The sequence below is a fragment of the Paenibacillus sp. FSL R10-2782 genome, from assembly GCF_038592985.1.
Taxonomy (GTDB): Bacteria; Bacillota; Bacilli; order Paenibacillales; family Paenibacillaceae; genus Paenibacillus; species Paenibacillus terrae_C.
In genome coordinates, this window is the sequence record NZ_CP151951.1 from 3992057 (window position 1) to 4017593 (window position 25537).

Here is a 25537-nt window from a genome sequence, read left to right on the forward strand (position 1 = left end):
CGTTCTTGTTGGCATGGTTGCTCGACACTTCCATGATACCAAACAAGCGAGGTGTTTTTTGTCAATATGAGTAAATGTTTTGAATTCTTACATCCTCAAGGGTTTAGGCCAATTTTCCAGATTCGAAAGTTGAGTTAATAAACCATAATGTAAGATATATTTAGATAGCTTTAGCTGTTCCCGCTCTAGATGTTATGAAAACAAAGACTGCCAGCATACTCGGCAGCCTTTGTCCTAGGACTTTCTATCTCCACATCAATTCTTCTTTATTACTAACATACTGTTAGCACCTTGTTGAAACTGATATGGAACTGTTTTTTCTTCAGTCACATAACCTTGAGTTTGAATAAAATCAACTAAATCATCTAAATGTTCATATCTATTGCAGGATAGGTCTATTAATGGGAATATGCGAACTTCTTGACTAGAAACACGTAGTAACTCTTGTACTGTTTGCTTGTGAAATTCATAATCAAGCCTGTCAGCGTACATGAACAAGAAATGTGCAGACAGTGTTAATTCGAATTCATCATCTTTAAATGGAAGTACAGGTAACACGGCAGGAATGTATCGACTAGAAAATTCTTTCATATCATTTGAACAATCGGTCAATGCTTGTATTCTTTGTTGCTTTAACCCTGCTACTGAACCAAAAAAATCATCCCATATATAATTACTTTGTACCTTTTCCATATTTATTATAGCATGCTCAAGATCATCGAATCCTTTTTTTGCAAGTTGTTCGAAGGGATGATAGTAAGCAATATCAGTTGCAGTAACAACTGCCCCTTTCTTGTTTGCAATTGCTGTAAAAGAACAAGCACCTGCGGGACAGTCAAGAATCTTTCGACCAATTAATTCATCTTCTGATAAATTGAACATTAACATATACTCGTAAAATGTTCTTCCGATAAAAACTACACGACTCAGATCTAATTTCATCTCAGCTCTACTCATCTCAGCTCACCTTTTCTCAACTATTCTATTTTAATGCTTGAGGGTAATATTACCAGATCTCTTAATAATGTACAATGGTTTTTTTGTTTCTAACTCAACTTTCGCAGCTGGAAAACGGCAAGTAAGCCTTGATGTAGTTGGGCAGAGCGGAAATCCAATGCTGGAGTTGACTTTTAATCATAGCGGATAGTTTCTTACCGACTTGATTGGCGATTTCGTTCATCAATTCCACCAGTTGTTGTAAAGCAACGGCCCAATCCAACGTGCCAACTTCATCACAAAGCAAATAAAACAGTCCGCCGAGCGTCCGTTGATCGGTGCTTTGCCGATGCTGCCAGGCCAGCAGAATATAGCGGGAAAAGACAATCGTGGTATGGCTAACAGCGAATCGTAGGAGCGGCCTTGAAACTCTTTTTGTAGACGCAGCAAGGACTTGGTGCATTTAAAAAAGACTTCAATGTGGGGTCAACTCGATTTTGACTCTGCGAAAGTTGAGTTTTTAAAATTAAAAAATATCAATATTTCTTTTATTACACTTAGGGTTTGTTGAACAATTACTAAGGTAAATTAATTCTAAAAGTGTGTCTAAACATAAACTTGCTGATCTATAAATATAATCTAAATATTTGCATATTTATTTTTTATTAGGCATGAAAGAAGGGCTCATACTGATCAAATACCAGTCGAGCCTTCTTGACATCTACTCTAAATTCAAATTGATTACGGAAGAAATACGATCCGTTTATCTTAATCGACTCCGGTGTAATCTTCTCCACTACTCCGCAATATCTATCAAATCCTCTCCCAATTGCTGAACGACATATACCCTTACCTGGCTTAATGCAGTTGCAAACAGTTCGGTATCCGACTTTAACACTTTATATGTATGGTTCATGATGGGACTATATACACATACATTACACATGTATAACATTAAATACAAATACTAGAAAGGTGGTAACAATTAATGAAAAAATTATCTCTATTAGCATCAGCAGTGCTTATCTCATCTGTAGCTTTCGCAGCACCTTCTTTTGCGGATCAGGTCACAAGTGACACTAATAGTTCAAACTCTAATAGAAGTATAGAGTCAGTTACGCCATTTGCTAATGTTGAATACGTTGTTACTGTAAATACAGCCAATCTTAAAGATGCTGGAACAGACTCAAATATCTCTATAACTTTGTATGGTTCTAATGGAGATTATGCTACTGCTACACTCAATGGAAGTTTTGAACAAGGAGATTCTGATACAATAAGAATCAGCACTAGCAACCTTGGTGACATCAGAAAAGTTACTATTAGGACTGATGGAGCTGGACATAAACCAGGTTGGAAAATCGCTAATATTAAAATAACTGGAAACGGGAAAACTTTCTCCTTTGATGGCCCTAACCGTTGGCTTGGTGACGGCGGTTCTGCAGATTCCGAAACACTTTTCCCCTCCTAAAAACCAATACTTATAACTATTCATACAAAAGACTCTGTCGATATTGATGGAGTCTTTTGTATTTCGATTGATTCATTACGTTTCAACGTATCCCCTAAACGTAAAAACTCCCCACTAGCTTAGCCAGTAGGGTGTCACCGATGCTTCAGAATATGTTGTTATCAGTACGCAAGATGAACGGTTGTATCGAAAAACCCCTTGAAGTTCTCGACTTTGGGTGTCCATTCTATTGACAGTAGTCTAGGTTCTGTTGATGCAGTTATACCAAAGGAGAAAAAAGACAAGTCCTCCCCAAATTTCTTAAGAAGGACGAACTGAAAAAAATTTCTACAATTATCCAGATTCATGCTTGATTTTGAAGCCCGAACAATTGATGTAAACAAACAGATTTACGGTACAAGCGTTCTCAAATATTCCTTTATCCCTCCAAAGAATGAACAGAACGAACGTGTCGTAAGCTTTGGAGATAACGTAGCCAAGGCTCTCAGACTATTGTAGGAGTGGGCGACTATATGCGGAAGGTTCTTGCGAAAGCTGAACTACCGATCAATCTTACTGCACACAGTTTACGCCATACCCATGTATCATTACTCGCTTCTAATCCGCGAGTTGGACTGCCAGAGATTCAGGCACGAATCGGGCACAAGAGCAATTCTAAAGCTACAGAACTGATCTATCTCCACGTCACGGAGAATAGGCAATTTGAGATTGCTGATGATTTCGAATGGGCAATCAACAGTTAAAAGAGTGTGGGTAATTTGCGGGTAACTCGCTCGAATCCATAACCTCGAAAACCCTTGCCAGATAAGGCAATTTGGCTATATAACTAGCTCTTGGCTAAATATAAAACATGTAGTTATCCAATTCATCATGTTCCTGGTATGTGATCAAGTCCTTGAGCGTAGTGGAATCCAGTACTTCTGCAATACTGTCACGAATCCGTAGCCATAGCTGACGCTTCGCCGGATCGTCTTCTTCAGTGAAATCCACCGGAGAAATCGGACCTTCCAATACACGGATAATGTCTCCAGCCGTTACCCCTGCCGGTTCACCCGCCAGAATATAACCGCCGTAAGCACCACGGATACTTTTTACCAAACCTGCATTGCGCAAAGGCGCAATAAGCTGCTCCAGATAATGCTCGGAGAGCTGATTTTTCTCGGCTATACTTTTCAAAGACGTCGGACCTTCGCCAAACCTGGCTGCAAGTTCCATCATAATCGTCAGGCCGTAGCGGCCTTTTGTTGATATTTTCAATTGTGCCACCTCACTTATAGTAACAATTCCGTTAAACACGCGGAATAACTGGTGCTATAAACCTCTCTATTCCGATCTTAACCCTCAGCTTATGTTAACATATTAGGGCAGGTAAAGGGAAATATTACGGTAACAATCTTAAAAAAAGTTGTTTTCAGGCGATTTGGAACGGCTTTGGCCCATTTTATAGAACTTTCTCCCATCGTTCTCCGTGTCGTTGGATCGTCCAGCCATCGTAACTTGTTATCGTTTATGTTACAATAGGAGGGTTCTACAACAATATTGAAAGAATTGGGTGATGACCATGGCTAAAGCCAATCATGAAACCCGTGTCGTCGTCGGTATGTCCGGGGGCGTCGACTCATCCGTTACCGCGCTGCTGCTGAAGGAGCAGGGCTATGACGTAATCGGCATCTTCATGAAAAACTGGGATGACACGGATGAATTTGGCCGTTGTACGGCTGAGGAGGATGCGGAGGATGTACGCCGTGTCTGTGAGCAGATCGACATTCCTTACTATACCGTCAATTTTGAAAAAGAATACTTCGATAAAGTATTCTCGTATTTTCTTGATGAATATAAGGCTGGACGTACTCCAAACCCGGATGTCATGTGCAACCGCGAAATTAAATTCGGGGAATTTCTCAATAAAGCGCTGGATTTGGGCGCGGATTATGTTGCTACAGGACATTACGCCCGGGTTGTGGAGGAAGACGGTCGTTTCACCTTGCTTCGCGGTGTGGACAGCAACAAGGATCAGACCTATTTCCTGAATGCATTGAGCCAAAAACAATTGTCTCGGGCAATGTTCCCTATTGGTCATTTGCCGAAACCGGAAGTCCGCAAAATTGCGGAAGCCGCAGGATTGTATACGGCCAAGAAGAAAGACAGCACTGGCGTATGCTTCATCGGCGAGCGTAATTTCAAGGAGTTTTTGAGCGGGTATCTGCCTGCTAAAGGCGGAGACATGGTCGATATCGCTACAGGTGAAGTCAAAGGGCGCCACGATGGTCTGATGTACTATACACTCGGCCAACGGCAAGGCTTGGGTATTGGCGGCTCCGGTTCAGGCGAACCATGGTTCGTAGCCGACAAGGATCTGGAGCGGAACATTTTGTATGTGGTACAGGGTGACCGTCACCATAGCTTGTATTCCACCAGCCTGATCGCAACCGATGTGAACTGGATAGCAGGCACGGAAACACGTCCTTTCGGCGAATTCCGTTGTACAGCCAAATTCCGTTATCGCCAGCCTGATCAGCAAGTGACTTTACAATGGCTTGGGGATGGAACCGTACATGTCGTATTCGACGTACATCAAAAGGCCATTACCCCAGGACAAGCTGTCGTATTTTACGATGGTGAACGTTGCCTGGGTGGCGGAACCATTGACAAGGTTAAAAAGCTCCAGCCTGAAACGGTTTAAAGTAATCCCCGTTTGATGTTGGTATAAATGCTTAAACAGGAGGCGTCTCTTCTATCTATGGGGAGACGCTTTTTTTATGAAAAGATGCTCTTTTCTCCAACAAGCTTCTCATCTAGTCATATCGAATCACCATTAGCTGAAGGTATCCATAATAAGGTGTATGCAAATCTCATCCCTCTTTATTCAGATAGGCTAACTATGTAAAAAAAGCCCACTCCCGTTTTTATTGTTAAGGAGTAAGCTTAAATTGTACTTTTCAAATCTCTATACTATCCCACAACTCTAAAATAGTCTTATCATCAATCTTCCCATTAACAAACAACTCTCTTGCTGATTCAAACGATTGCGAAAAACTGTCTCTTTCACGAGTAAGAAAGTACTCTTCTTCATTCTGGCTAATCCAATAGCTATCGTTTTTATAGTAGAACTGAAACTCTTCCCCCATTCCAAAACGTTCCACCAATTCATTGTATTCCAAAACAATCCCTCCTACTTCTTGTTAACTCTTTTAAATGTCCCATCTTCTTTCCATTCAAAAACATGTTCATGAGGCCACTCTGGATGCTGCTTTGAATTTCCATGATTCGTATAGTCTACATCGCGTGTAGCTCTTCCATTTTCATCATAATATCTTCTTGTTTTTATCTCACCTGTATTTTTATCCAGAATATCAATAGATGAGTTAGGTTCACCTTTAGCCGGATGTGGATTCGTTGTCGTACTTGTATGATTAGATGAAGGAGTAACATCTATCGACGTTCCCTTGTTGGAAGTAAGTGTTTGTTTAGATGAACCCCCACCTTCTCCTTTTGTCATCTGCCACAATTCCGCTGAGCTTTTTCCGATCCCACTAGCTCCTTTGAATGCGGTTGTACCTCCATGTGCCGCTAAAGCTGCTGATCCAATCAATCCCGGTACGCCAACGATGCTCCCTACGCCTGAAGCTGAAACAACGGCTGATAATGTTTCTCCACCTGCTCCAACCACCACCTCAGCAACACCCTGTAATGTAGTAGCTACATGACCTAGAATTTCACCTGCTTTAGCTGCCATGGGATGGTCATAGCCACGATCTTTATCGGGCAACATTCCCAAGGTTAAATCCTCCTGAATCGCACCTTTTGCTCCCTGAGCAGTATCCCATAAAATTTCACCTTGCAACTTGCTAGCTTCCATCTGAGCTTCAGCCTTGGTGATCTCAGCCTGTCCGATCTGTTCAAAAATTTTATGTAGCCAACCTTCACTGCTGGATGCCGTTTTAATAGGTACACCATTTCCCGGCACATCCAGTACGACTTCCTCACCATCTACCTGTGTGAAACTTTTTGAAATAAAAATGAGTTCCTGCGCTACCGTCGATAATCGTTCAAGCGTCACACTCATGGATTGTTGTGATCTTTGAAAGTCTTGGAAGAATCGCTGACTTGTCAAGCCTTCCCATCCACCTTGGACGAACATCATTTGCCGATTCAGTTGATCACACATGTGTCCCATTTGCTGTTTGCCTTGCAAAAATTGGTCAGCCACTTGCATCAGTTTGTCAGGTGGAACCAATATTCTACCCATTTGATCACGTCCATTTTAATTTAGATGGAAATAATCTTATCAGAAGGAGATGTTTAGGGACATCCAACTATCATCCTGAAATTCCCTTTTAAATTATATGACAAATGGACTGATATAAATAGATTTACTATGTCTAAAGTAGTGTTCATCGCTGTTAGATGATGCTTAAGTTAGGATATAGCAGTCGTCGCTTTCAAATCTTGTTCTTCAAGCATATGCTGTAATTCAGGAATGAGTGTTAGGGGTTTTTTATAGTTTCTAAGTTGCTGAGTATTAATATTTAACTTTTGGGCAATACTGCTACTGCTAATATGGGTCACGTAGACATGACTAAGAAACCTAGACAGGATTTATTTAGGCTGCATACATATACATGTGCATTATTTTATCCTACTTGTTTCTGCTGTTCTCATTCTTTAACTCTACGATAGAATGTCCTGTTTTTCATGACTAGTTTCTCCATTGCCTCCACAGCCTTGATTACTCCAGATTTCCATTTGTCATATACCATAGCAAAGTCAGGCGTGATCTACTGCATAGGACGATCAAATTTCACCCCTGCTGCTTTGACTACCTCTATTCCTTCAGCGACTATCAAACAAAGTTTCATTATCCAAAATCACCCTCACGAATCATTAACCGCATTGCCTGATAGCGAGGTAAGTCAAAATTCTTTCCACTTAACTTGATATTTCATGAACAAAACACACTATTATCTATTTTTATACATTAAAACAAAATTATTCTTTAAACTGAAACATTTCACCAATTCGGATCGTCTATAGAGTAAATTTCAGAAAGGGGATTTGTTCTATTATGCGGAAGAATGGAATTTTGTTTTTGATGATCGTGTTGTTGTTAATAACAGCTTGTAGCTCTAACGCTGAAAAAATAGTTATTTCTCAAAGTGGGAAGGGGCAGGAGAAAATAATAGTCTACAAACTACAGAAGGACGCCACACTGCTGCAACAACAAACAAAAAAAGATGTAATTGCTACATTTAATGATACTTCGGACACTATGATATTTATCAATGCAATTAAGGAATCAGAAAAGATATTAGGTATAGCTAATACGGATTCTCCAAATTACGAAGTTACATTCCAAAAAGATGGAACAAAAGATTCTTATTATTTATGGATTAACAATAACGATCCAACCAGCAATGCTATGTATGTGAATAAGGACGATACTCATACTGCGTATAAGATATCAGTCAACTCCACAAATTCGATAAATAAATTACTTGAGAGAATTAAAGATTAACTAAAAAGGTCTGTTCTTTTGTTTAAATAAAGAACAGACCTTTTTTGATTTTATTTCAAATCATATTTTTCCAATACTGATTCTCGGAATTGTTCTTTTGAATCTTGTTTTTCCCCCGAAATACTAGGGGATTGAGAAGAAGGTGCAATAGCAAACTTTCCGAGATCCATATTGATTACGCTATACTGTCCTTGTGTATTTTTCTTGAGAAAAATAATACTTTTTTCATTTTGCTTCAATTCAGTATAATCCTCATAAGCTATTTTTTTCTTGCCTTCGGCATCATCAATATAAGAAATCGGCTCCACGATAGACAATGGCTCTTCTACGTTTAATGCTGCCCCTTCGGGTGATTTAATCACTTTATCAATTTTTATATTCGTAAGTGTATAAAAGTCTTGTATCGTACCATCATCAAAGCTTGTAACGATATGTTGTCGATCATCAAACTCCTGCAAAGGAGTCCCTATCACAATAAGCTCTGCATTGGAGTCCAATTCGCTTACAGTTTTATAATCAATATAAGAAGCTTCTAACGAAATTTTTGGAGTATTTAATTCTGAAAATTTTGGAGAAGCATTTGTGGATGTAAAAAAAAGACTCCCTGAAGCAATCAGTCCCCCTACCGCTAATACAGAAATACCCAACTTTATTTTTTTATTAAAAGTCATAATAGTGCCCCTTCCTTAAATTAGTTATTATGCTAATTAGTTTCCCCACTTAGCAATTAAGGATTGCTTGTCATATGCTTGAACACCGATAGACTGAATACCTTGTTTCATAACAGAGCTACTAGAAGTTGATGGATGCGCTTGAGATAACGTATGGCCAACCTCATGGGTTGCGTTGGAGGTTTTTTGTGCGGAATTCATACCGAAAGCCTGCATCTGATTATGATAAATCACCACCGTGGCATATGCCCAGCTATCACTTACACCTGCTACACCACCAGATGTTTTATACGGAGTTGTCAATCCCAATAAACCAGATGTAGCTGTAGAACCGACATAATATCTGTCTGGAGTCCCACTCGTCGATGTCGTTTTACCAATGTTTACTGATCCAGACGCAGCGCTCCAATCAGAACGTGCGGTATCATAGGCACTGGTATAGCCATTCGTAGAAACAGAGGAATCATAATATGCATTAAAATTGGCTGAGCTTCTCCCTCCGGTAAAGCTAGTTGCAAAAGAAGTGGAACTAATAGAAATCACGGCAATAGATAATATTCCGACCATGGAAAAAAGTTTTTTCTTGGAAGCTAATAGTTTTTTCAAGGTTAGCACCCCTTTTAGGAAATTTGGAAATCTTATTATCATTCCTGACGTAACAGAAAGCCACTACAACTAGAATCATTGAGATGTTATTTTGTTTTCAACTCAATCCTCCCTTTTTATTTGGACATTTCCACTATTAATATACAGTCTACCTTTACAACAATCTACCATTTAAACAAAATATTTCATAATTCGACATCAATTTGATTCTTTTTTCCTACTTGAAATGTAAGTTTATAGCTCTGCTTCAGGCTCAATATACTGGATCGGCTACACTCTTCTAGACAGAAAAATTGTGGTCTAATATAGAAAGAAAGTCCAATAGACATTACATCGTCTATTTCTTGGCAATACACACAGGGATGAGACAAGGGAGGAATGTTGACTACAGGAATAAATGCATAATGGTTACTCGAAATGGATGTAGATAATGATTTAGTCTGTTGCATAAATATTGGAAAGCAAGTTTTCCCAAACACAATTACAAGGCTGATGAAAAGAAAAGTTGTTTCCGAAAGATTGGGACATCGTAGTGTAACTATAACTTTGGATACTTATTCACATTTATTGAAAAAAATGCAGTCAGATGCAGCAGTAAGATTGAGTAATTTACTGAGTAAAAAAGAAGGATCTGGTCCACTAGAAATTGAAGAAAAATTCTGTGACCAAAAGCGTGACCAGAATGTCGAAAATGTAGCCGTTTAAACCAAGAAAAGCAAGATACATAAGGAAATTTTGATAACACCCCCATTTGGGTATATGATGTAGACAAGATATCTTACTTCAATTGAAAAGGAGCGTGCCTTTATGTCTGATTCATTAGGAATGCTGACACCGGGTAAAAAAGTTTCTTTAAAAGAGTGGAACCCCAAGGATACTCAGGATATTAAAAATAAAGAAGAAATTCAGCAGGAAACCGATCAATTGAAGGAACGCTTCGCGGAATTACAAAGCAAATTATTTACGGAGAAAAAACAAGCCGTTTTGTTTGTATTTCAAGGTATGGATTGCAGCGGAAAAGATGGCGTCATCAAGCAGGTATTTTCCAACCTCAATCCGGCGGGGGTGACTGTCCACAGTTTTAAATCGCCTACAGCCGAAGAATTAAGTCACGATTTCCTGTGGCGTGCCCACAGCGTAACCCCGGCACGTGGATATATCGCGGCATTCAATCGCTCTTATTATGAGGATGTACTGATTACACGTGTTCATGGTCAGGTATCCGACAAGCAGGCCAAACGAAATATTAAACACATCAAACATTTTGAACAACTGCTGCTGGATAGCAGTGTAAAGGTCGTCAAAATCTTTTTACATATTTCAAAGCAATTCCAGTTGGAGAAGCTGATCGACCGGATTGAAAAGCCGCATAAAAACTGGAAACTTGATCCGAGTGATTTACAGGAACGTAAATATTGGAAGCAATATACTCAATACTATGAGGACGTGCTGGAGCTAAGCGCAACCAAGCAGGCTCCGTGGTATGTCGTTCCTGCGGATAACCGATGGTACAGGGATTATACTGTACTGCGCATTGCCGTCCAAACGCTGGAGGATATGAAGCTGTCCGATCCTGAACCAAGACCGGAACTGGAATCCCTTTTGCCTGAGCTGTATAAAGAACGGGATAAAAAATAGCTTCGCAGGCGCAAGTACTCTATCATGTGTTTGTTAACACACCCAATAAAAAAAGCTTTCAAAGCCTTACTCATGGCTGAAAATGCCACGCGAGGGATTTGGAGGCTTTATTGCGTCAACTAACCCCAAATCCAACAGCAGTCGCTGCTGCTCCTACCACCACGGAAGACAGCACATACACAGCCATACACCGATATTCCTTGCGCTCCATCAATTGGAGAGATTCATACCCGAATGTTGAAAAGGTGGTATAGCCACCACAAAAGCCTGTTCCTAACAGCATCCAAAGTGCAAGAGACAGATTATGCTGCGTAAATTCGCCGTACAGCCAGCCGAGTAGAAAGGAACCGCTGATGTTAATGATCCATGTTCCCCAAGGAAATGCGATGCCGAACCTTTTTCCGGCCCACATGCCAAGCCCGTATCTCGCCAATGTACCGACCATTCCACCTGCCGCCGCCCACCAGATCATAAGCTATCCTCCTTGGGGGCAGCTTGCGTCATTTTCGTGCCCAGACGAATACCTGTCCATGTCAAAAACAGACCTCCACATACACTGAACAACAGATACAACACAGCCGTAAGCGCACGATCATGAACCGTCAGGCGCACAGCATCCACTGCAAAGGTGGAAAAAGTGGTAAAGCCTCCTGTAAAGCCTGTTCCGATGGCAAGTCGCCAGCGAGGCTTGATTCGCCACGACCGTAAGGTTACGGTGAAAAACCAGCCGAGAAACAGACAGCCGATCCAATTGATTAACAGCACACCAAGTGGAAAATCAGCCCCTGCCGCAGGCAGCAATGTTTGCACGCCGTAACGGGCAGAGGTTCCGAGCGCTCCTCCCGCCCCGACGAATAGCACGTCCTTCATCTTTATGTCCCCTTCTTCACTTTTGCAATATTCATGGTGCAACCATAACGGTGGCTATACCTCTGATCTTATTCACTACATATATCCGTCTGCTACATATATTCTACGACTGTGAATCCCGCCATTGCTGGTTTTGTCTGATTTTCGACTCATTCCCCTGCTCTGTAGCTTGATAAAAGGTTCGGTCTGCTATCGAATCGGGCAAATATTGCTGTTTCACATAATGATTCGGATAATTATGCGGATACTGATAGCCAACATGCCCCAGCTTCTCCGAGCCTTTGTAATGTGCATCACGCAAATGCAGCGGAACCTCAGCGGATGTGATGTCGTCCATAGCCGACATGGCCCGTGAAATCGCCGTATATACAGCATTCGATTTTGGGCTCTCCACGGCGAACAAAATAGCCTGCGCGATGTTCAGCTTGGCCTCCGGCCAGCCGTTATTGCGATAAGCTTCAAGCGCACTCACTGCCTGCACCATCGCCTGCGGATTTGCCAGGCCAATATCCTCGCTGCTCGCCGCGATGAGGCGGCGGAGAAAGGTCATCGGGTCCATGCCGAGCTTCTCTACGGCGTAGAGAAACCAGAACAGCGCCGCGTCGCTGGAGCCGCGAATGCTTTTGTGAAAGGCGGACAGCACGTCATACTGTGTGGACTCGTCTGCCTTGACAATCGGGCGGCGAATGGATTCCTCCGCAACTTCCAGCGTCACGTGAATCGTGCCGTCTGCCAGCGGAGGCGTCGTGAGCGCCGCCAGTTCCAGCGCGTTCAGGGCGCGACGGATATCGCCGTTCGCCATGGACGCGATGTGATCCAGCGCAGCTTCGTCCACCTGAAGCTGCATATAACCGAGCCCCTTGTCCGCATCACCCAAGGCGCGGCGCATGGCTGCCAGCGAATGCTCCTGCGTCAACGATTGGAGCTGAAACAACGTAGAGCGGCTTAGCAAGGCGCCGTTTACGTAGTGAAAGGGGTTTTCGGTTGTGGCGCCGATAAACACGATCGTACCCTTTTCCACCGCTGGCAGCAATGCATCTTGACGCGAGCTGTTGAAACGATGTACCTCATCGAGAAACAGGATGGTTTTTTTGCCGTACATCGATTTATTCGTTTGTGCGCGGTCAATCACTTCCCTCACGTCCTTCACAGACGCTTCTACTGCATTCAGGCGGACAAATTCGCCTTGCGTGTGTTGTGAAATGATATGCGCCAGCGTCGTCTTGCCACATCCCGGTGGCCCGTACAGGAGGATGGAAGAAACCTGATCTGCCTCTATAGCTCTTCGCAGCAGCTTGCCCGGACCGACGACATGCTCCTGTCCAATATATTCGTCCAGCGAAGTCGGACGCAGCCGATCAGCAAGCAACCGATTGTTTGGCATCGACTCTTGGGAATATGAAAATAAGTCCATTTCATTCACTTCCTTATGGTGATATGAGGGAACACTCCCCCCTACGGGGTCCATATACATCGCGTTCGCTCATGCGATTGAAACCTTGAAATTTCTATCCTAAAAACGGTATGAACCGCCTTTTATTCTACCATACCCGCAGACAAGTTGCAGATAGCACGGTCACGGTATGACTATATATTTACATGTCTGTAATCCTGTAAGCAAAAGAAAGAACAGCCGAACGAAAGAGAATTTCGTGGCTGTTCTTATTGCTGATATGACTCCCATGATGTTCACCATTATGGTAGCTTAAGCAGTTACTTAAACATCAACTCAGGCGCTAATTTAAAATACCCTTTCCTTACTTCGCCTGCTCCTGTACATAATTCGGAAGCGCACCCTCATGTAACAGCCACAACTCATGCAGCGCACGGGTACAGCCCACATACAGCAGCTTGGCATCCCATGCCAGCTCTCCATAATGTTTTTGGTCGGCATCCGCCACAATGACTGCGTCGAACTCCAGCCCTTTGGACAGGTACACAGGCAGAACGGACAATCCGCCCTCGTATTGCTTTTTACCGCCGTCAATCAGATTCACATTTAACCCTGCATTCGTAAAAGCCTCATACAGCTCCACAGCTTCCTTCAAGGTACGCGTCAGCACAGATACAGTGCGATATTCCTTGGAAGAAAGCTCTTGCAGAGCGGTCAGCAAACTCTGTTCACGCCCCGATGTACCATATGGCAGAGTACGCACCGGATCGCCGCTACGGAATACCGGAACTGCCGTAATGCCGCCGCGAACCCCCTGCTCCAAAATCGTATTTGCAAATTCTATAATTTCCAGCGTTGATCTGTAGCTTCGGGTAAGTGCAAAATATCCCGTATGTTCCGGCGCAAAAAGAGAACTCATTTCCTCCCACGCATGTACGCCACGGTATTCGTGAATACCCTGCGACAGATCACCCAATATCGTGAAGGAATGCCCTTTAACGAACAAATCCAGCAATGCGATATGAAAAGGTGAAAAATCCTGCGCTTCATCAATGACCACATGGTCAAAACGTTGAGACGATTCTACCTCATGAATCAGTACATGAAGATATACCAAGGCAGTAAGATCCTCTTCGCGGATAACCTGTTTACGCAGGTCCGACTGTGTGGTCTTAAAAATAGCAGCAGGCAAAGAAGCCTTCAGCTCCGCAGCCGTGTCTGCGGGTAATCCTTTAGCTGCCTGAAAAAGCTGCTTGTAAAGCGTCAGCGCGTCGTATTGGGGCCATTTTTTAGCATATGCCTTTTCCCGGGGTCCCGCTTTTTTCTTGCGTTCCTTGAGCGCAGCCGCCGAGGGCGACTTTTTCAGCTCCATTTCAATCCAGCGATGGACTCTTGCAAGCACGCGTTCTTTTCGCTTCGCAAGCGGATAGGGCTTGTATTCCTCATTGAACCAGTTCAAAATCTCGGCTCGCGGGAGCGCCGCCCCATCCCATGGTGAAAAATCTCCCTCCGGGACCGAGACAGGCTCCAGCCGTTCCACAAAGGCTTGAAGCAGCTTCATGAAGCGAATCGAACCTTTGAATCGCCCTGGCGCCTCATCCATAGATTCCGTTCTGAGGCTGCCGCTCTCAAACCAATAAGCTAACGTTTCAGCAGGATCAGCTATAGGTAAATCCAGACTCAACAGGTTAAGTGCCCAGTCCGCAAATGTACTTTGCTGAATATTTCCGACTCCCAGCTCTGGAAGTACATCTGAAATATAATCGAGAAACATATGGTTTGGTGCAAAAATAACCATCTTGTCCGCCGATACTTGCTCCTTGTATTGATACAGCAAAAATGCGAGACGATGCAGCGCTACCGTTGTCTTGCCACTACCCGCTACCCCCTGAATGACAAGGGCTGTATTTTTAGCCGCACGGATGATCTGATCCTGCTCGGCCTGAATCGTAGATACGATATCCCGCAATCGGTTATCCTTGTTCTCTCCCAGACGATAGACGAGAAATTCATCGGAAACCGCAGGCTCGTCGCTTTCACGGTTGTACGTATCGGCTACCCGTTCCAGTATTCTCTTACGAATGACAACGTTGCGCTTTAAATACACCAAGCCCTCAATCGTTCCCTCAGGAGCTTCGTAGGACGCGGTTTCTTCACCGCCTGTAAAAGAATAAAACAAGCTGGCAATCGGCGCGCGCCAATCAATCACAAGCGGATACGCAGACGCTTCCTCGCGCTCCACTCCGATTTTGCCGATGTAGAGCGGCTTACGCTGTCCCCTGCCACGTTCGTCAAAATCCATGCGTCCAAAATAAGGCTCCTGCGCACTTTTTGCCAAAGCCTGACGTTTCTCCTCCCGCCCGGATTCCAGCACCTGCTCCGTAAAATCATGTCCCGTGTACACCGGCGTATTGCGAAGCCGTTCCAATCTGCGATCAATTTCCTCCATAGCAAGCGACAGCCTGTGCTGTTCTTCTTGATAGGCACTTTGAAACCCGTTCTCCATTTCAGTTACCTCCTAAGAATATCAAGTCTCGATTTCTGCATCCCATTCACTTGCTCCGACACAAAAAAAGAAAAGTAAGCGTAACACATTAACCCCAAAAAATCCAATCTTATTTCCTAGTACGCCCATTTCCATATACGAAAGACCTCTTATTAAACACGCAAATTAATGGATTACACTAATCCTCTAAAAAACCAAGGCTCGCTTCTACACAGCTTCATTCACAATTATTTCTTTTCATAAAAAATCCCCTTACAGCAGTAGGTTTTACGAATTAACCTGTCTGTTGTAAGGGGAACATATCACTTTGGGGACAGCCCTTTTTCATTAAAATGGATCGGCTATGAACCGCATTGCCCTATCGTGTCTACCAACGACATTCGTATCTTCGTTGACAACCATCAGTTGTAACAGAGTTTGAACACAGATATCATTCACATGGTATCGTTGCGATGACTTCAACTCACGATAGACGGGCAGAGCATGCTCTCGCACGGTTGGAAAGCCTGCTTCCACCTCACCACGTATACCCGTCATGCCCCACTCTTTGTACAACCGTTCGCCGACCGTTAAGTCTGTTGATTTTTCCAGGAATACAAGTTCACTCTCACATAAACCTTTGGTCATCTGAGCAATGGTCTCACAAATGATTTGTTCATCCAGCCTGCTAGCAGTTGCTCGTGTCGTACAACAATACGCAGCAGCAGCACAAATAATTCCTAGCGAAAAAATAAGGCCTTTATGTGTGTTCACCCCGCCTGTTGCGGCAAACATCAAGACACAGATTTAGATGATATGTTTCAATCTTTTTGCTTGACACTCTTAATTGTAAACCATATTATTATTTATCGGTTTACAATTTTTTTTGATATTATGCATTCTAGCATAAAGAACTAAGAGGAAGAGGCATTAAGAAAATGAATAATGAAAAAGATGGTGTTATGTATGCTATATTTTCGTATATACTATGGGGATTAACTCCTCTATATTGGAAACTAGTTCAACATATATCCTCTGGTGAAATTTTAGCTCAACGTGTGATCTGGTCTTATATTTTTGTTCTTTTTCTAATCATAGTCACAAAAAAATGGAGAGATTACATCACTTTCACAAAAGGGCTCCTAAAAAACTTAAAGTTACTCTCATTACTTGTTATCGCTTCTTTACTTATCAGCTCTAATTGGGGAATATTTATGTGGGCTGTAATTAATGGGAGGATTGTAGAAGCAAGTCTCGGGCAATATATTAATCCTTTAACAAGTATGATCATTGGGGTCTTAGCTTTAAAGGAAAGGTTAACTGTTTTTCAAACTCTTTCTTTTATACTAGCAGATCTAGGCGTTCTTTCACTTAGTTTGGCATATGGAGTTTTCCCTTGGATTTCCTTGTGCTTGGCATTGACTTTTGGATTTTATGGCCTTTTGAAAAAGAAAATTAATACAGACTCTACCGTTAGTTTAGCCCTTGAGACTATGGTAATTACTCCGATCGCTTTGAGCTATCTAATATATTTAATCATTGAAAACAGACTACAATTTATTGAATCGGTTCCGAATAGCTTACTATTGATTGGTACTGGTGTCGTCACTGCGTTGCCTCTGCTTCTATTTACAAAGAGTGCTCAAAAAGTAACGTTATCTTTACTAGGTATCCTTCAATATATTTCCCCTACGATCGCATTAATTACTGGTATTTTTCTCTATCACGAAACGTTAACTAATGCACATATCATTGCATTTAGTTTCATATGGCTGGGACTTGCAGTCTACTCTTCTTCATCTTTCGTTAAAAATCGTAAAAAAACTAACTTTTAATGATGTAGTCCAAAAAAATTAAGGTTAAGTTGACAATCGCTATTTCGCGCAGTCAACTTAACCTTATTATTTTAATTAAAATCGTTAGCCAAATATTCAAAGAAATCAAAGTCCGCATAGTGCTGATGCTTTACCCGATCTGCGCAGGTTATACCTACAAAACATCCTGTAAATTCCCCGTAATTGCTGTATTCATCAGAAAATTTTGTGGTATCGAATTTATCACCGATCGCTTCGAACACTTCTCCGTCATAGCTCCATTCAAACCATGTTTCCCTGCCCACAATGTTCAGTCGCAGATATACGGGTACATCTTTAACTGGAACACGGGTGCTCAACAGCTCAGTCTTCTCGCCATTATCCAGATGAATAATAGACAACGCACTTTGTCCCAACGTTTCACTAGAATACTTTCTTAGATTAATGTAGTTCATGTTGTCGTAATACAAAATCACCCCTGCACTATGCTGGGGAACCTCAGGCAGAAATTCCATTTTGGTTGTCACCGTTGCATAAAAGGAAGTCAATTTTCTCGCCAATATGCTGACCCTGTTCAGGGACGTTCTCGACTCCTGTCCACGGATTCTGGCATGACCTGGACGTGTCTTCAAATCGGTAAAAGATTGTGGCATCATTCTGGGGGCATAATACTGGATTCCCAATTCCGGTGAATCAAAGTCATCATAACCTGGAATCTCCATTACCGGATGCTCGGTCAACTGACTTTCTGGCACATATTCCTTGGCGAGATTCGTTCCGTCCTCCATGCGAAGCCAGCCGTCATCGGTCCAGTTCATCTTTTGGATAGCCGTTTCCCGCCCTAGCGTACAGCGAAGTTCAGGAACAAATGGACGTGCACACAGATGTACAAGATAGACTTCTCCAAGTGACGTCTCTACATAGCTGCCGTGACCTGATTTCTGCAGAACTGACTCTGGATTGAAATATTTGGGCTTCAGATGGTCGGGGTCATGCCTCTCGTAGAAATCACCTGGGACGGAAGTAACGATTGGATTCATTGGGTCACCCTCGTAAGGCCCCCAAACGTTCTTAGCACGTCCCATCGTTACACTGTGTCCATAACCCGTTCCACCTTCGGCACACATGATGTAATAATACTCCCCACGTTTGGTGAGATGCGGTGCTTCGATACACCCTCGATCTGTGCCCCCTGACCAGATTCGTTTCGGATAACCGACGATCTCCCTTTTCTCTGGTGAATACTCCACCAGACAGATGGCACCTGGTTTCTCGTACCCTTCTCTCGTTTCCCATTCAAGCGCCACCACCCATTTTCGTCCATCGTCATCATGCAGGATGGAGGCATCAAAACCTGACGAATGCAGGTATACCGGCTCGCTCCAAGGACCCTGAATATCCCGTGCAGTGATAAGATAGTTATCTATATCAAAGTATCTGGCATTCATCGAATTCATTGCACCATATACCACATAAAAGAGATCCTCTTTTTCACTATAAGTCAATGAAGGTGCCCATACACCTTTGGCTGAAGGCAACTTTTTCAAATCCACCTGTACATCATCAGTAAGTACATGCGTGTACAGCTCCCAGTTCTTCATATCCTTGGAGTGATACACGGGAATTCCCGGAAACCATTCAAAGCTTGATACAGCTACGTAGTAATCCTCTCCCTTTCGGCAAATGCAAGGGTCCGGGTTAAATCCGGGAAATATCGGATTCCTGATCATAATATTTGCTTCCTCTCTGATTGAGAATAATCCAATTTATTGATTTAGTTTTGTGTTGTAACCGGATACCACCTAAGGCTTACCGATTTCCCCAGATCCCAACTATCCCAGCCAATCCAGCCTGCATCATTAACGGTATCCAGTAACAGTTTGTAATTCCAGTAAAAGTGACCACTCATCTTGCTCCATGCTTCAAGCTGTGCATTAGCGACTGTACTGTACAGTTGCTTTCGCCCTTCGACATCCAGCTTGTCCTCATGTGCTTCAACACCATTGACAGGTGAAAGTCCACCTGAAGTATCAATTCCGGTTCCATACGAATTGAACAAACTCCACTCACCACAGATTAACGGGAAATATTTCTGCATTTCTACAATCTCTTTGGTCAGGTACTCTTCAACAAATTTGACGTATCCCTCTACCGTTTGCTCACAACCATACATCTCTGCTGACATGAGGTATTGATGGGTGTCGAGCACAACATTTTTATATTGTTCTTCCTGCATGAAATCCTTCCATGCTGTCAGTTCGAATCCATCATGTATTACGATGACCTTGTCCTCCGGAAGATAGCGACGAATCCGGTGATACGCATCTACATAGAAAGTCCGCAAAAATTCCATAGAGATGGGAGCACTCCCGGCTGCAAGCTCCGGATCAGCTGGTTTATACCGATTCTGAACGTCCATAGATTTCCATGTCCGCTCAGTAATGGGTTCATTCAGTACGCCGATGCCCCATAGATTTGGATGTGCAGCATAACGGTTGGACAATTTTTCCAGCAATTGAAGTGCAAACTCGACACTCTCCGGTTGTTGTGCCCATTTACATACACCGGAGATACCACCGTTATCGAACCCGTTCTGTCCTCCAGGCACCGTGTGAAGATCGATCAACACCTGAAGATCATACTTCTTCGCCCATGCAAATGCTTTATCCAGTTCTTCAATGCAACCAATATATGGCGGACAATCTCCCATAATAAAATAGGGAACCGGGATACGTACGGCATTCATTCCATATGAACGTATCGTTGCAAAGTCACGCTCCGTAATATATTCATGGCGATGCAATCGAATTCTTGCTTCATAGACCTCCGGACTCAGTTGAGTTGGCAAATAATATTCGTCGTCAGCCGTTGTACCTTCAAACATTCCGGGATTCATCCATTTCTCCAGAACAAGCCAATTCCCCAGGTTTACACCATTGATATAGTTGGTTTCCAATTAAACCGCCTCCCGATCATGATCTATTCTTGTGCTTGATTGAATTGTATGAATTAATGGCGTAATCTTATATCATGAATTCATGTTATTTATCACAAAATTTAGATTGATTCAAAAAACTTTGTGACCCAAACGGAGGCTCTATGAATATTCCCTATCTCATGAGATACCTTTCAACCCAGTTACAGACTAACGTAATTCAATACAGTTTGGCCGGAGATATCCTCAATACAGAGATTTCGGGATCCCAAGAGGGGGCAGTAGATTCAGCCCGATCAGAATGGCCTGTAATCTTCAAGACTGCACATCCTAAATCCTTGCCTGTCATTATAGAAAATCGTTCTTGTCAGGTCTATGTCATCATGATTGTGTCGAATTACTGTTTTCAGATCGGCCCGGTGCGAATCCTGGAACAAGTCCCCTTTCAGCACGTCATGCCGGACTGGGGGATCATTGAGAACACTGAACACGTTGTATTCTGTGACTTTGATCTATTGCTGCAACATACACTTTTGATGCGTAATTTGCTTTCGAATGATCCGATAGACCGAAAAGAGTTGCTGGAGTTCAACCTGGATACCCGTGCAGAACAAAACGTAAAAAAACATTTCTCCGATATTCTTTTTCAAAATCAGGAGTCAGGCAAAATGCACAATCCGTATGATCAAGAGGTTCGGGAGATCAGCAGCATCCGTAACGGAGATTTCAAACAATTAGAACGCAGTCTAAGCGAAAAAAGTAGCGGACACTATGGCGTTCTTGCTCACGACCCGCTTCGATCCCTAAAAAACATATGCATTGTCGTAATTACGCTGGCAAGTCGCGCAGCTATTGAAGGAGGGGTCTCTCCCGAGATTGCCTACTCCTTAAGTGACAGCTACATTTACAAAATGGAAGAATTAAATGATCGCCACACCATTCATCAGTTATGCCGTAACGCCGAGTATGAATATACCCGTTTAGTATACGATATCAAGCAAATGAGACATAAGCAGCCTGCCGCGATGCATTCCAACCCCAAAATTACTCGATGTAAGGATTATATTTTTGAACATTTGCATGACAAGATCACACTTGGCGGGATTGCCAAGGAACTGAACGTCAATGCAAATTACCTTGCAGATCTGTTCAGTAGAACGGAAGGAGTGACGATCCGTGACTTCATCATGCAGGAAAAGATGAATCTTGCCCGTAATTTACTGATCTATTCCGAGTATACCTACAGCGAGATTGCAACAAGCCTGGGCTTTTGCTCCCAAAGCCATTTTGGTAAAATTTTTAAAGAGGTGGCTGGAACCACACCCAAACAGTACAGGGATACCTACGGCCTGAAACCATCTAGAGAGCTCATAGAGTAGTGTGGTTTAGTCTATGCTACGAAAGCCAAAGCCCAAGCATCCTTCGCTTGGGCTTTGCTCTTTTCTTTCTGCAATACTACGTCAATTTAGTGAATCAATTGAATCTGATCTACACGGATATCCTTATCTTTGAAAACAAGGTACACATTCTGTTTGCCCTTCACTTTGTGGGTTATTTCAGCGATCACATCCGAATATTTCATTTCATTCAGCGTTGCTCCGGTTCCATTCAAGCTTGGAATCTCATATGAAGACATTCCTGTTGGGCCAAATTTCAAAGTCGCCAGTTTGGCTCCGTCAGGTGATCCTGCTCTCACCTCAATGATTGAACTGTTATTATGTGAACTGACTCGTAATTTGAGCTTATTCACCCCGTCCAGACTCACATTTGGCAATGCCACCCAAGAGTTCCTCTTCGTTGACATCACAGCGTAATATTGTCCAGCTAATGTAATACTTCGTTCCTTGCTGACCAGGTTAATGTGCTCACCATGACTGCCGCAAGCAAGGATAGTGAAAACTTCTTCCCCTGTCGAATAAACTTCGCAACCAATTTGTAATCGATCACCAAAATATGTATCCCCTTCAGAATTTCAGGGTATAATATCGCTTTCTTATTTTAGCAACCGATCTTCTACTGAATCAGTAGAGAGAAATAGTGGAAAGTTTGTAATTGCCGAATACTGAAAATATATGTCAACCAGCCACAGCAACGGAATCTTTTGAAAAAAAGGAACGATCTCCGCCTTGACAGAAATCGTTCCTTGAATCTGGGTTGTGCATCAGCCTTTCACTGCACCAGTTGTGACACCCTTGGTAATTTTCTCGTTGAAAATGGCATAAATGATGATCGCTGGAATAGAGGTTAATACCATTACCGCAAACTGTGAACCATAGTCAGATGAATATTGTCCCGCAAAATTCATAACGGAGAAAGGCAATGTCTTCAACGCATCCTGACTAAAATTTAACAATTTCCTCCACGAATATCTTCCAGGCCTCTCAGCTCCAAGGAGACATCTTTAAAATGAATCAATGCTCCCTCTCCAATCGGAGACTGAGCTTCGAGTCCTACCTTGATTCTCTTTTGCATCGGAAGATTACAAAGACGAGCCATTATATATCTTTCTCCATCCAATGAATAGTGTGTAGCAAAAATATCATCTTTGCGAGCTAATTGGAGCCATACTTCTTGCCCCTCAACATTATATCCATTGGCATCATCCGATAGCCCATTGGTCATAACGGTTACTACGGAATGCGTATCGAAATCCGTTCTTTCGAAACAAGCTTTTGCCCATAGATTATCATGATCTACTGCAAGAAGAACGCCAGCATCAAACGTGCTGACAAAAGCCAGACTTACTCTCGCTCGCAACACGAAATCCCCTTCAACCCACTGATAAAAAAAAGGTGCGCTTGTATTTACATCCCCATTCCCGGGATGAACAAAATATTCCGAGCCTTTTGGAGCAAATATTTCTATGCCATCTTCCGTTACATTATGTTGGGCTCCGTTCACCCACTGAAAATCTTTAAAGTCCACTTTTTTTGCCTCCAATGCGTAATGTTGATATCCATCCTCTAGTTGCTTGTTGAAGAGAAGTGATAACACAGTATTCTTGTCTCATTTGACAATGTACCAAAATTACGATATATGATGTTACATAATACTAAGATAATTTTAAAATACTAATATGGATTTTCACCTTGATATTATGAGCACACTTTTATGGATGAAGGGTAGGACACCATGCTAAAATATTATGACTTTTTGTTCAGGCTTCGCTCCAGCGAATTTGAACATCATACACCCGAGAGGAACGTGGAGCTTCTCTTTAACCTTTTTAACCGTCCCCATAGTTCCGGAGTTGCTTCACAATTTTGCAATAATCTGGACGGTGATATGGGCATTCTTTCGGATAACGAGATTAAAAATTTACAGCTGACGATCACAGGTACGGTATTTCTACTAACCTCGTATTTGATCGATAACCATGTTAATTCGGAACATGCATACAGCACGGGTGATTTCTTTATTCACAAGGCGGATACAATTAAAACAACAGAAGAATCATCAGCACTCTTTGATGAAATGGCTATGCGGTACAAAGATCTGCTGCAAAGTCGACGAAAAGTCTCATACGGGTATCCCATTGATAAATGCATTCATTATATTGAACAAAAGCTGCATTCCCCGCTAACTCTGGATGATATTGCCGGATACATGGGAATGACTCCGGAATATTTGACGACGCTGTTTAAACAAACGACTGGAATTTCAGCCTATCAATATGTCACCCAGAGAAAGATCGAGGAAGCCAAAGACATGCTGCAGTACACCAGTATACCCATGCATATCGTTGCGAGTTCCCTCGGCTTTAATAGTAATCCGCATTTCTCCAATGCCTTCAAGAAAAATGTTGGGCTTACCCCTTTCCAGTTTAGAAAGGAACATAGTAAGACTTCTCTATTTTAGAAGTTATCCTTACTGTGAATCTATAGCTCTCATGATAGCGCTTACGTTGTGATTTTCGCACGACATTAACCATAACAGATCCGCAGCTTTGAATAGAAGTCTTCCATCGTCATCCTCACATCTATATAATCGTAGACTCGTATTTGCTTGCCCTCCGTTCTCATCTCATAGGTCATATCCTCTCCAATGATCGGCGCATATTCCATATGGTATGTGCACCGATCTTTACCATATAGCAACACAGTTATTGTCGGCTGATCCCCCAAACACCAGGTCTCCCCATGCGGCCATCTCCAGTCCGGATACTTTAATCCCATATCCGTGTTGAAATCAACTAATTGTTCAAACAGATATCGACCGATGGGTCCACATGCGTGTACCTTATCCTGAATTTCTGCTAAAGATGCCTCTACCTGTCTATATGTACTCATGGGAATCTGCCAAATCGGAATGGATGAGTCAAACACAATCTGTGCTGCCCGAACATCCTGATACATATTAAATTCATTGCCTCCTAGCGGATAATCTCCGCCCCCGATCCAGATTGCAGTCAAACGGTTGGAAATTTGAGGATTTTTCCGATATGCCAGCGCCAGATCTGTAAGACATCCTTGAAGAGCCACAAACAGGGGTCGCTCATCGTCTTTCATCGCCTCTTCAACAATAAAGTCAGCGCCCTCACTCACTTGCAAGTTATCATCCAGATCTATTGGACCTGTGGCACCCTTCTGAACAGGAATGTCATTCATACCCATCAGGTGAAGAAGCTTATCAATCTCTGTGTAGCTCTCTGACATGCTGCATACAGGTTGTTCTTCATTCTGAGACATTCTAAATTTTATTCCATAATGACCGGCAATAATTCCGGCAATCTCAAACGAGGGAGTAAGTAAATGATGGACAATAGCGAATTGGTCATCTGCCTCGTTTTTGGCATCTGCGTGAACAATGACTCTTACCTTTTTCGAATCCGGCACATTGAATTTAAATTTTGAGTCAAGGATTTCCTGTCTCTTCATCATTTTCCTCTCACCTTCCAGCTATATATTAAGCGCTTTCTTAAATGATAACACAAATGTCAACAAGTGCACTCGTCGGGTATGCGCTTTTATAATCCGTAAGATGCGTGCGGGTGAGGGAAGAAAAATGCTTTTCGACAATCCCACGATACAGCGTGCTTGCGAAAATGCCCAGCTCTCTCGCCACTTGGGCGACAGCTTTCCCTTCCTCCTATTCTCGCTTCTCGATGTCCACTTTTTAATCTAGCATCATTTTAGACAACTCTATATGTTGTATGTCATACAGCTTCAAAAAACTCCCTGATTCCTTGTTAAATATCTTTATA

General features: G+C 42.6%; 25 protein-coding genes and 2 pseudogenes. 8 read left to right on the forward strand and 19 right to left on the reverse strand.

Translation table 11 applies throughout. The features are described 5' to 3' along the window. Positions 1–255: 255 nt before the first annotated feature. The 3 genes and pseudogenes from NST83_RS17995 to NST83_RS18005 form a co-directional block, all read right to left on the reverse strand. Entirely contained in the window at positions 256–957 is a 702-nt protein-coding gene (locus NST83_RS17995) for an SAM-dependent methyltransferase (RefSeq protein WP_342415157.1), read from the reverse strand. Between the two features lie 94 nt (positions 958–1051). Continuing rightward, positions 1052–1416: pseudogene (locus NST83_RS18000) on the reverse strand (transposase); the annotation flags it as partial. A gap of 185 nt (positions 1417–1601) precedes the next feature. Next, a pseudogene (locus NST83_RS18005) lies at positions 1602–1852 on the reverse strand (hypothetical protein). A 72-nt stretch (positions 1853–1924) separates the two neighbouring features. Between NST83_RS18005 and NST83_RS18010 the strand changes: the two are divergent. Continuing rightward, positions 1925–2407: a PLAT/LH2 domain-containing protein gene (locus tag NST83_RS18010; protein WP_342415158.1), complete on the forward strand. Its 483-nt coding sequence runs from the start codon at positions 1925–1927 to the stop codon at positions 2405–2407. A gap of 837 nt (positions 2408–3244) precedes the next feature. Here NST83_RS18010 and NST83_RS18015 read toward each other — a convergent pair. Beyond that, positions 3245–3664 (reverse strand): Rrf2 family transcriptional regulator, encoded by a 420-nt coding sequence (locus tag NST83_RS18015; RefSeq protein WP_014282941.1) that lies wholly within the window; start codon positions 3662–3664, stop codon positions 3245–3247. A gap of 304 nt (positions 3665–3968) precedes the next feature. Between NST83_RS18015 and mnmA the strand changes: the two genes are divergently transcribed. Continuing rightward, entirely contained in the window at positions 3969–5090 is a 1122-nt protein-coding gene (mnmA, locus tag NST83_RS18020) for a tRNA 2-thiouridine(34) synthase MnmA (RefSeq protein WP_342415159.1), read from the forward strand. A 256-nt stretch (positions 5091–5346) separates the two neighbouring features. Here the strand turns inward: mnmA and NST83_RS18025 are convergent, their stop codons facing one another. Next, the gene (locus tag NST83_RS18025) at positions 5347–5568 is read right to left on the reverse strand and encodes a hypothetical protein (RefSeq protein ID WP_342415160.1); all 222 of its coding nucleotides are present in this window, start codon (positions 5566–5568) and stop codon (positions 5347–5349) included. An 11-nt stretch (positions 5569–5579) separates the two neighbouring features. Further along, a complete protein-coding gene (locus NST83_RS18030) occupies positions 5580–6656 on the reverse strand; it encodes a WXG100 family type VII secretion target (RefSeq protein ID WP_342415161.1) in 1077 nt (358 codons plus the stop codon). A gap of 816 nt (positions 6657–7472) precedes the next feature. Here NST83_RS18030 and NST83_RS18035 point away from each other — a divergent pair. Beyond that, positions 7473–7922 carry a hypothetical protein gene (locus NST83_RS18035; protein WP_342415162.1) on the forward strand — a complete coding sequence of 150 codons (450 nt, stop codon included), beginning with the start codon at positions 7473–7475 and terminating at the stop codon, positions 7920–7922. A 50-nt stretch (positions 7923–7972) separates the two neighbouring features. Here the strand turns inward: NST83_RS18035 and NST83_RS18040 are convergent, their stop codons facing one another. Beyond that, complete coding sequence (locus NST83_RS18040; RefSeq protein ID WP_342415163.1) at positions 7973–8593, reverse strand: hypothetical protein; 621 nt, start codon at positions 8591–8593, stop codon at positions 7973–7975. A gap of 36 nt (positions 8594–8629) precedes the next feature. Then, positions 8630–9199 carry a hypothetical protein gene (locus NST83_RS18045; RefSeq protein ID WP_137064018.1) on the reverse strand — a complete coding sequence of 190 codons (570 nt, stop codon included), beginning with the start codon at positions 9197–9199 and terminating at the stop codon, positions 8630–8632. A gap of 417 nt (positions 9200–9616) precedes the next feature. Between NST83_RS18045 and NST83_RS18050 the strand changes: the two genes are divergently transcribed. Then, the gene (locus NST83_RS18050; RefSeq protein WP_342415164.1) at positions 9617–9904 is read left to right on the forward strand and encodes a hypothetical protein; all 288 of its coding nucleotides are present in this window, start codon (positions 9617–9619) and stop codon (positions 9902–9904) included. Positions 9905–10006: 102 nt separating this feature from the next. Then, positions 10007–10837 (forward strand): PPK2 family polyphosphate kinase, encoded by an 831-nt coding sequence (locus NST83_RS18055; RefSeq protein ID WP_342415165.1) that lies wholly within the window; start codon positions 10007–10009, stop codon positions 10835–10837. 115 nt (positions 10838–10952) lie between these two features. Here the strand turns inward: NST83_RS18055 and crcB (NST83_RS18060) are convergent, their stop codons facing one another. From crcB (NST83_RS18060) to NST83_RS18080, 5 genes are all read right to left on the reverse strand, one after another. Beyond that, a complete protein-coding gene (crcB, locus tag NST83_RS18060) occupies positions 10953–11309 on the reverse strand; it encodes a fluoride efflux transporter CrcB (protein WP_342415166.1) in 357 nt (118 codons plus the stop codon). Further along, complete coding sequence (gene crcB / locus NST83_RS18065; RefSeq protein ID WP_137064021.1) at positions 11306–11707, reverse strand: fluoride efflux transporter CrcB; 402 nt, start codon at positions 11705–11707, stop codon at positions 11306–11308. Before crcB (NST83_RS18065) ends, crcB (NST83_RS18060) begins: the two co-directional genes overlap by 4 nt. 103 nt (positions 11708–11810) lie before the next feature. Continuing rightward, positions 11811–13121 carry a replication-associated recombination protein A gene (locus tag NST83_RS18070; RefSeq protein WP_342415167.1) on the reverse strand — a complete coding sequence of 437 codons (1311 nt, stop codon included), beginning with the start codon at positions 13119–13121 and terminating at the stop codon, positions 11811–11813. 343 nt (positions 13122–13464) lie between these two features. Beyond that, the gene (locus NST83_RS18075) at positions 13465–15606 is read right to left on the reverse strand and encodes a UvrD-helicase domain-containing protein (RefSeq protein ID WP_342415168.1); all 2142 of its coding nucleotides are present in this window, start codon (positions 15604–15606) and stop codon (positions 13465–13467) included. 327 nt (positions 15607–15933) lie between these two features. Next, positions 15934–16380: a triphosphoribosyl-dephospho-CoA synthase gene (locus NST83_RS18080; RefSeq protein ID WP_342415169.1), complete on the reverse strand. Its 447-nt coding sequence runs from the start codon at positions 16378–16380 to the stop codon at positions 15934–15936. A gap of 143 nt (positions 16381–16523) precedes the next feature. Between NST83_RS18080 and rarD the strand changes: the two genes are divergently transcribed. Beyond that, positions 16524–17420: an EamA family transporter RarD gene (rarD, locus tag NST83_RS18085; protein ID WP_342415170.1), complete on the forward strand. Its 897-nt coding sequence runs from the start codon at positions 16524–16526 to the stop codon at positions 17418–17420. Between the two features lie 71 nt (positions 17421–17491). On the opposite strand, the gene NST83_RS18090 is transcribed toward rarD, so the two are convergent. Further along, positions 17492–19129, reverse strand: a complete 1638-nt coding sequence (locus NST83_RS18090; protein ID WP_342415171.1) for a glycoside hydrolase family 43 protein — start codon at positions 19127–19129, stop codon at positions 17492–17494. A 44-nt stretch (positions 19130–19173) separates the two neighbouring features. Continuing rightward, positions 19174–20355: a cellulase family glycosylhydrolase gene (locus NST83_RS18095; RefSeq protein WP_342415172.1), complete on the reverse strand. Its 1182-nt coding sequence runs from the start codon at positions 20353–20355 to the stop codon at positions 19174–19176. 143 nt (positions 20356–20498) lie between these two features. Here NST83_RS18095 and NST83_RS18100 point away from each other — a divergent pair, with 143 nt between their 5' ends. Continuing rightward, on the forward strand, positions 20499–21713 hold the full coding sequence (locus NST83_RS18100; protein ID WP_342415173.1) for a helix-turn-helix domain-containing protein: 1215 nt from the start codon (positions 20499–20501) through the stop codon (positions 21711–21713). An 86-nt stretch (positions 21714–21799) separates the two neighbouring features. On the opposite strand, the gene NST83_RS18105 is transcribed toward NST83_RS18100, so the two are convergent. The 3 genes from NST83_RS18105 to NST83_RS18115 form a co-directional block, all read right to left on the reverse strand. Further along, entirely contained in the window at positions 21800–22267 is a 468-nt protein-coding gene (locus NST83_RS18105; protein ID WP_342417991.1) for a carbohydrate-binding protein, read from the reverse strand. A 228-nt stretch (positions 22268–22495) separates the two neighbouring features. Further along, positions 22496–22687, reverse strand: a complete 192-nt coding sequence (locus NST83_RS18110; RefSeq protein WP_342415174.1) for a hypothetical protein — start codon at positions 22685–22687, stop codon at positions 22496–22498. Beyond that, positions 22681–23259, reverse strand: a complete 579-nt coding sequence (locus tag NST83_RS18115; protein ID WP_342415175.1) for a DUF1349 domain-containing protein — start codon at positions 23257–23259, stop codon at positions 22681–22683. Before NST83_RS18115 ends, NST83_RS18110 begins: the two co-directional genes overlap by 7 nt. 207 nt (positions 23260–23466) lie before the next feature. Between NST83_RS18115 and NST83_RS18120 the strand changes: the two genes are divergently transcribed. Next, positions 23467–24192: an AraC family transcriptional regulator gene (locus NST83_RS18120; protein ID WP_342415176.1), complete on the forward strand. Its 726-nt coding sequence runs from the start codon at positions 23467–23469 to the stop codon at positions 24190–24192. A 65-nt stretch (positions 24193–24257) separates the two neighbouring features. On the opposite strand, the gene NST83_RS18125 is transcribed toward NST83_RS18120, so the two are convergent. Then, the gene (locus tag NST83_RS18125) at positions 24258–25214 is read right to left on the reverse strand and encodes a nucleoside hydrolase (protein ID WP_342415177.1); all 957 of its coding nucleotides are present in this window, start codon (positions 25212–25214) and stop codon (positions 24258–24260) included. Positions 25215–25537: the final 323 nt, after the last annotated feature.

Bases quoted from the DNA above. Each gene is read 5' to 3' on its own strand.
- NST83_RS18120 (WP_342415176.1), top strand. From the start codon at position 23,467: ATGCTAAAATATTATGACTTTTTGTTCAGGCTTCGCTCCAGCGAATTT.
- NST83_RS17995 (WP_342415157.1), bottom strand. From the start codon at position 957: ATGAGTAGAGCTGAGATGAAATTAGATCTGAGTCGTGTAGTTTTTATC.
- crcB (WP_137064021.1), bottom strand. From the start codon at position 11,707: ATGAAGGACGTGCTATTCGTCGGGGCGGGAGGAGCGCTCGGAACCTCT.
- NST83_RS18100 (WP_342415173.1), top strand. From the start codon at position 20,499: ATGAATATTCCCTATCTCATGAGATACCTTTCAACCCAGTTACAGACT.
- crcB (WP_342415166.1), bottom strand. From the start codon at position 11,309: ATGATCTGGTGGGCGGCGGCAGGTGGAATGGTCGGTACATTGGCGAGA.
- NST83_RS18040 (WP_342415163.1), bottom strand. From the start codon at position 8,593: ATGACTTTTAATAAAAAAATAAAGTTGGGTATTTCTGTATTAGCGGTA.
- NST83_RS18050 (WP_342415164.1), top strand. From the start codon at position 9,617: ATGGATGTAGATAATGATTTAGTCTGTTGCATAAATATTGGAAAGCAA.
- mnmA (WP_342415159.1), top strand. From the start codon at position 3,969: ATGGCTAAAGCCAATCATGAAACCCGTGTCGTCGTCGGTATGTCCGGG.
- NST83_RS18070 (WP_342415167.1), bottom strand. From the start codon at position 13,121: ATGGACTTATTTTCATATTCCCAAGAGTCGATGCCAAACAATCGGTTG.
- NST83_RS18055 (WP_342415165.1), top strand. From the start codon at position 10,007: ATGTCTGATTCATTAGGAATGCTGACACCGGGTAAAAAAGTTTCTTTA.
- NST83_RS18075 (WP_342415168.1), bottom strand. From the start codon at position 15,606: ATGGAGAACGGGTTTCAAAGTGCCTATCAAGAAGAACAGCACAGGCTG.
- NST83_RS18010 (WP_342415158.1), top strand. From the start codon at position 1,925: ATGAAAAAATTATCTCTATTAGCATCAGCAGTGCTTATCTCATCTGTA.
- NST83_RS18035 (WP_342415162.1), top strand. From the start codon at position 7,473: ATGCGGAAGAATGGAATTTTGTTTTTGATGATCGTGTTGTTGTTAATA.
- NST83_RS18080 (WP_342415169.1), bottom strand. From the start codon at position 16,380: ATGTTTGCCGCAACAGGCGGGGTGAACACACATAAAGGCCTTATTTTT.
- NST83_RS18125 (WP_342415177.1), bottom strand. From the start codon at position 25,214: ATGATGAAGAGACAGGAAATCCTTGACTCAAAATTTAAATTCAATGTG.
- NST83_RS18030 (WP_342415161.1), bottom strand. From the start codon at position 6,656: ATGGGTAGAATATTGGTTCCACCTGACAAACTGATGCAAGTGGCTGAC.
- rarD (WP_342415170.1), top strand. From the start codon at position 16,524: ATGAATAATGAAAAAGATGGTGTTATGTATGCTATATTTTCGTATATA.
- NST83_RS18090 (WP_342415171.1), bottom strand. From the start codon at position 19,129: ATGATCAGGAATCCGATATTTCCCGGATTTAACCCGGACCCTTGCATT.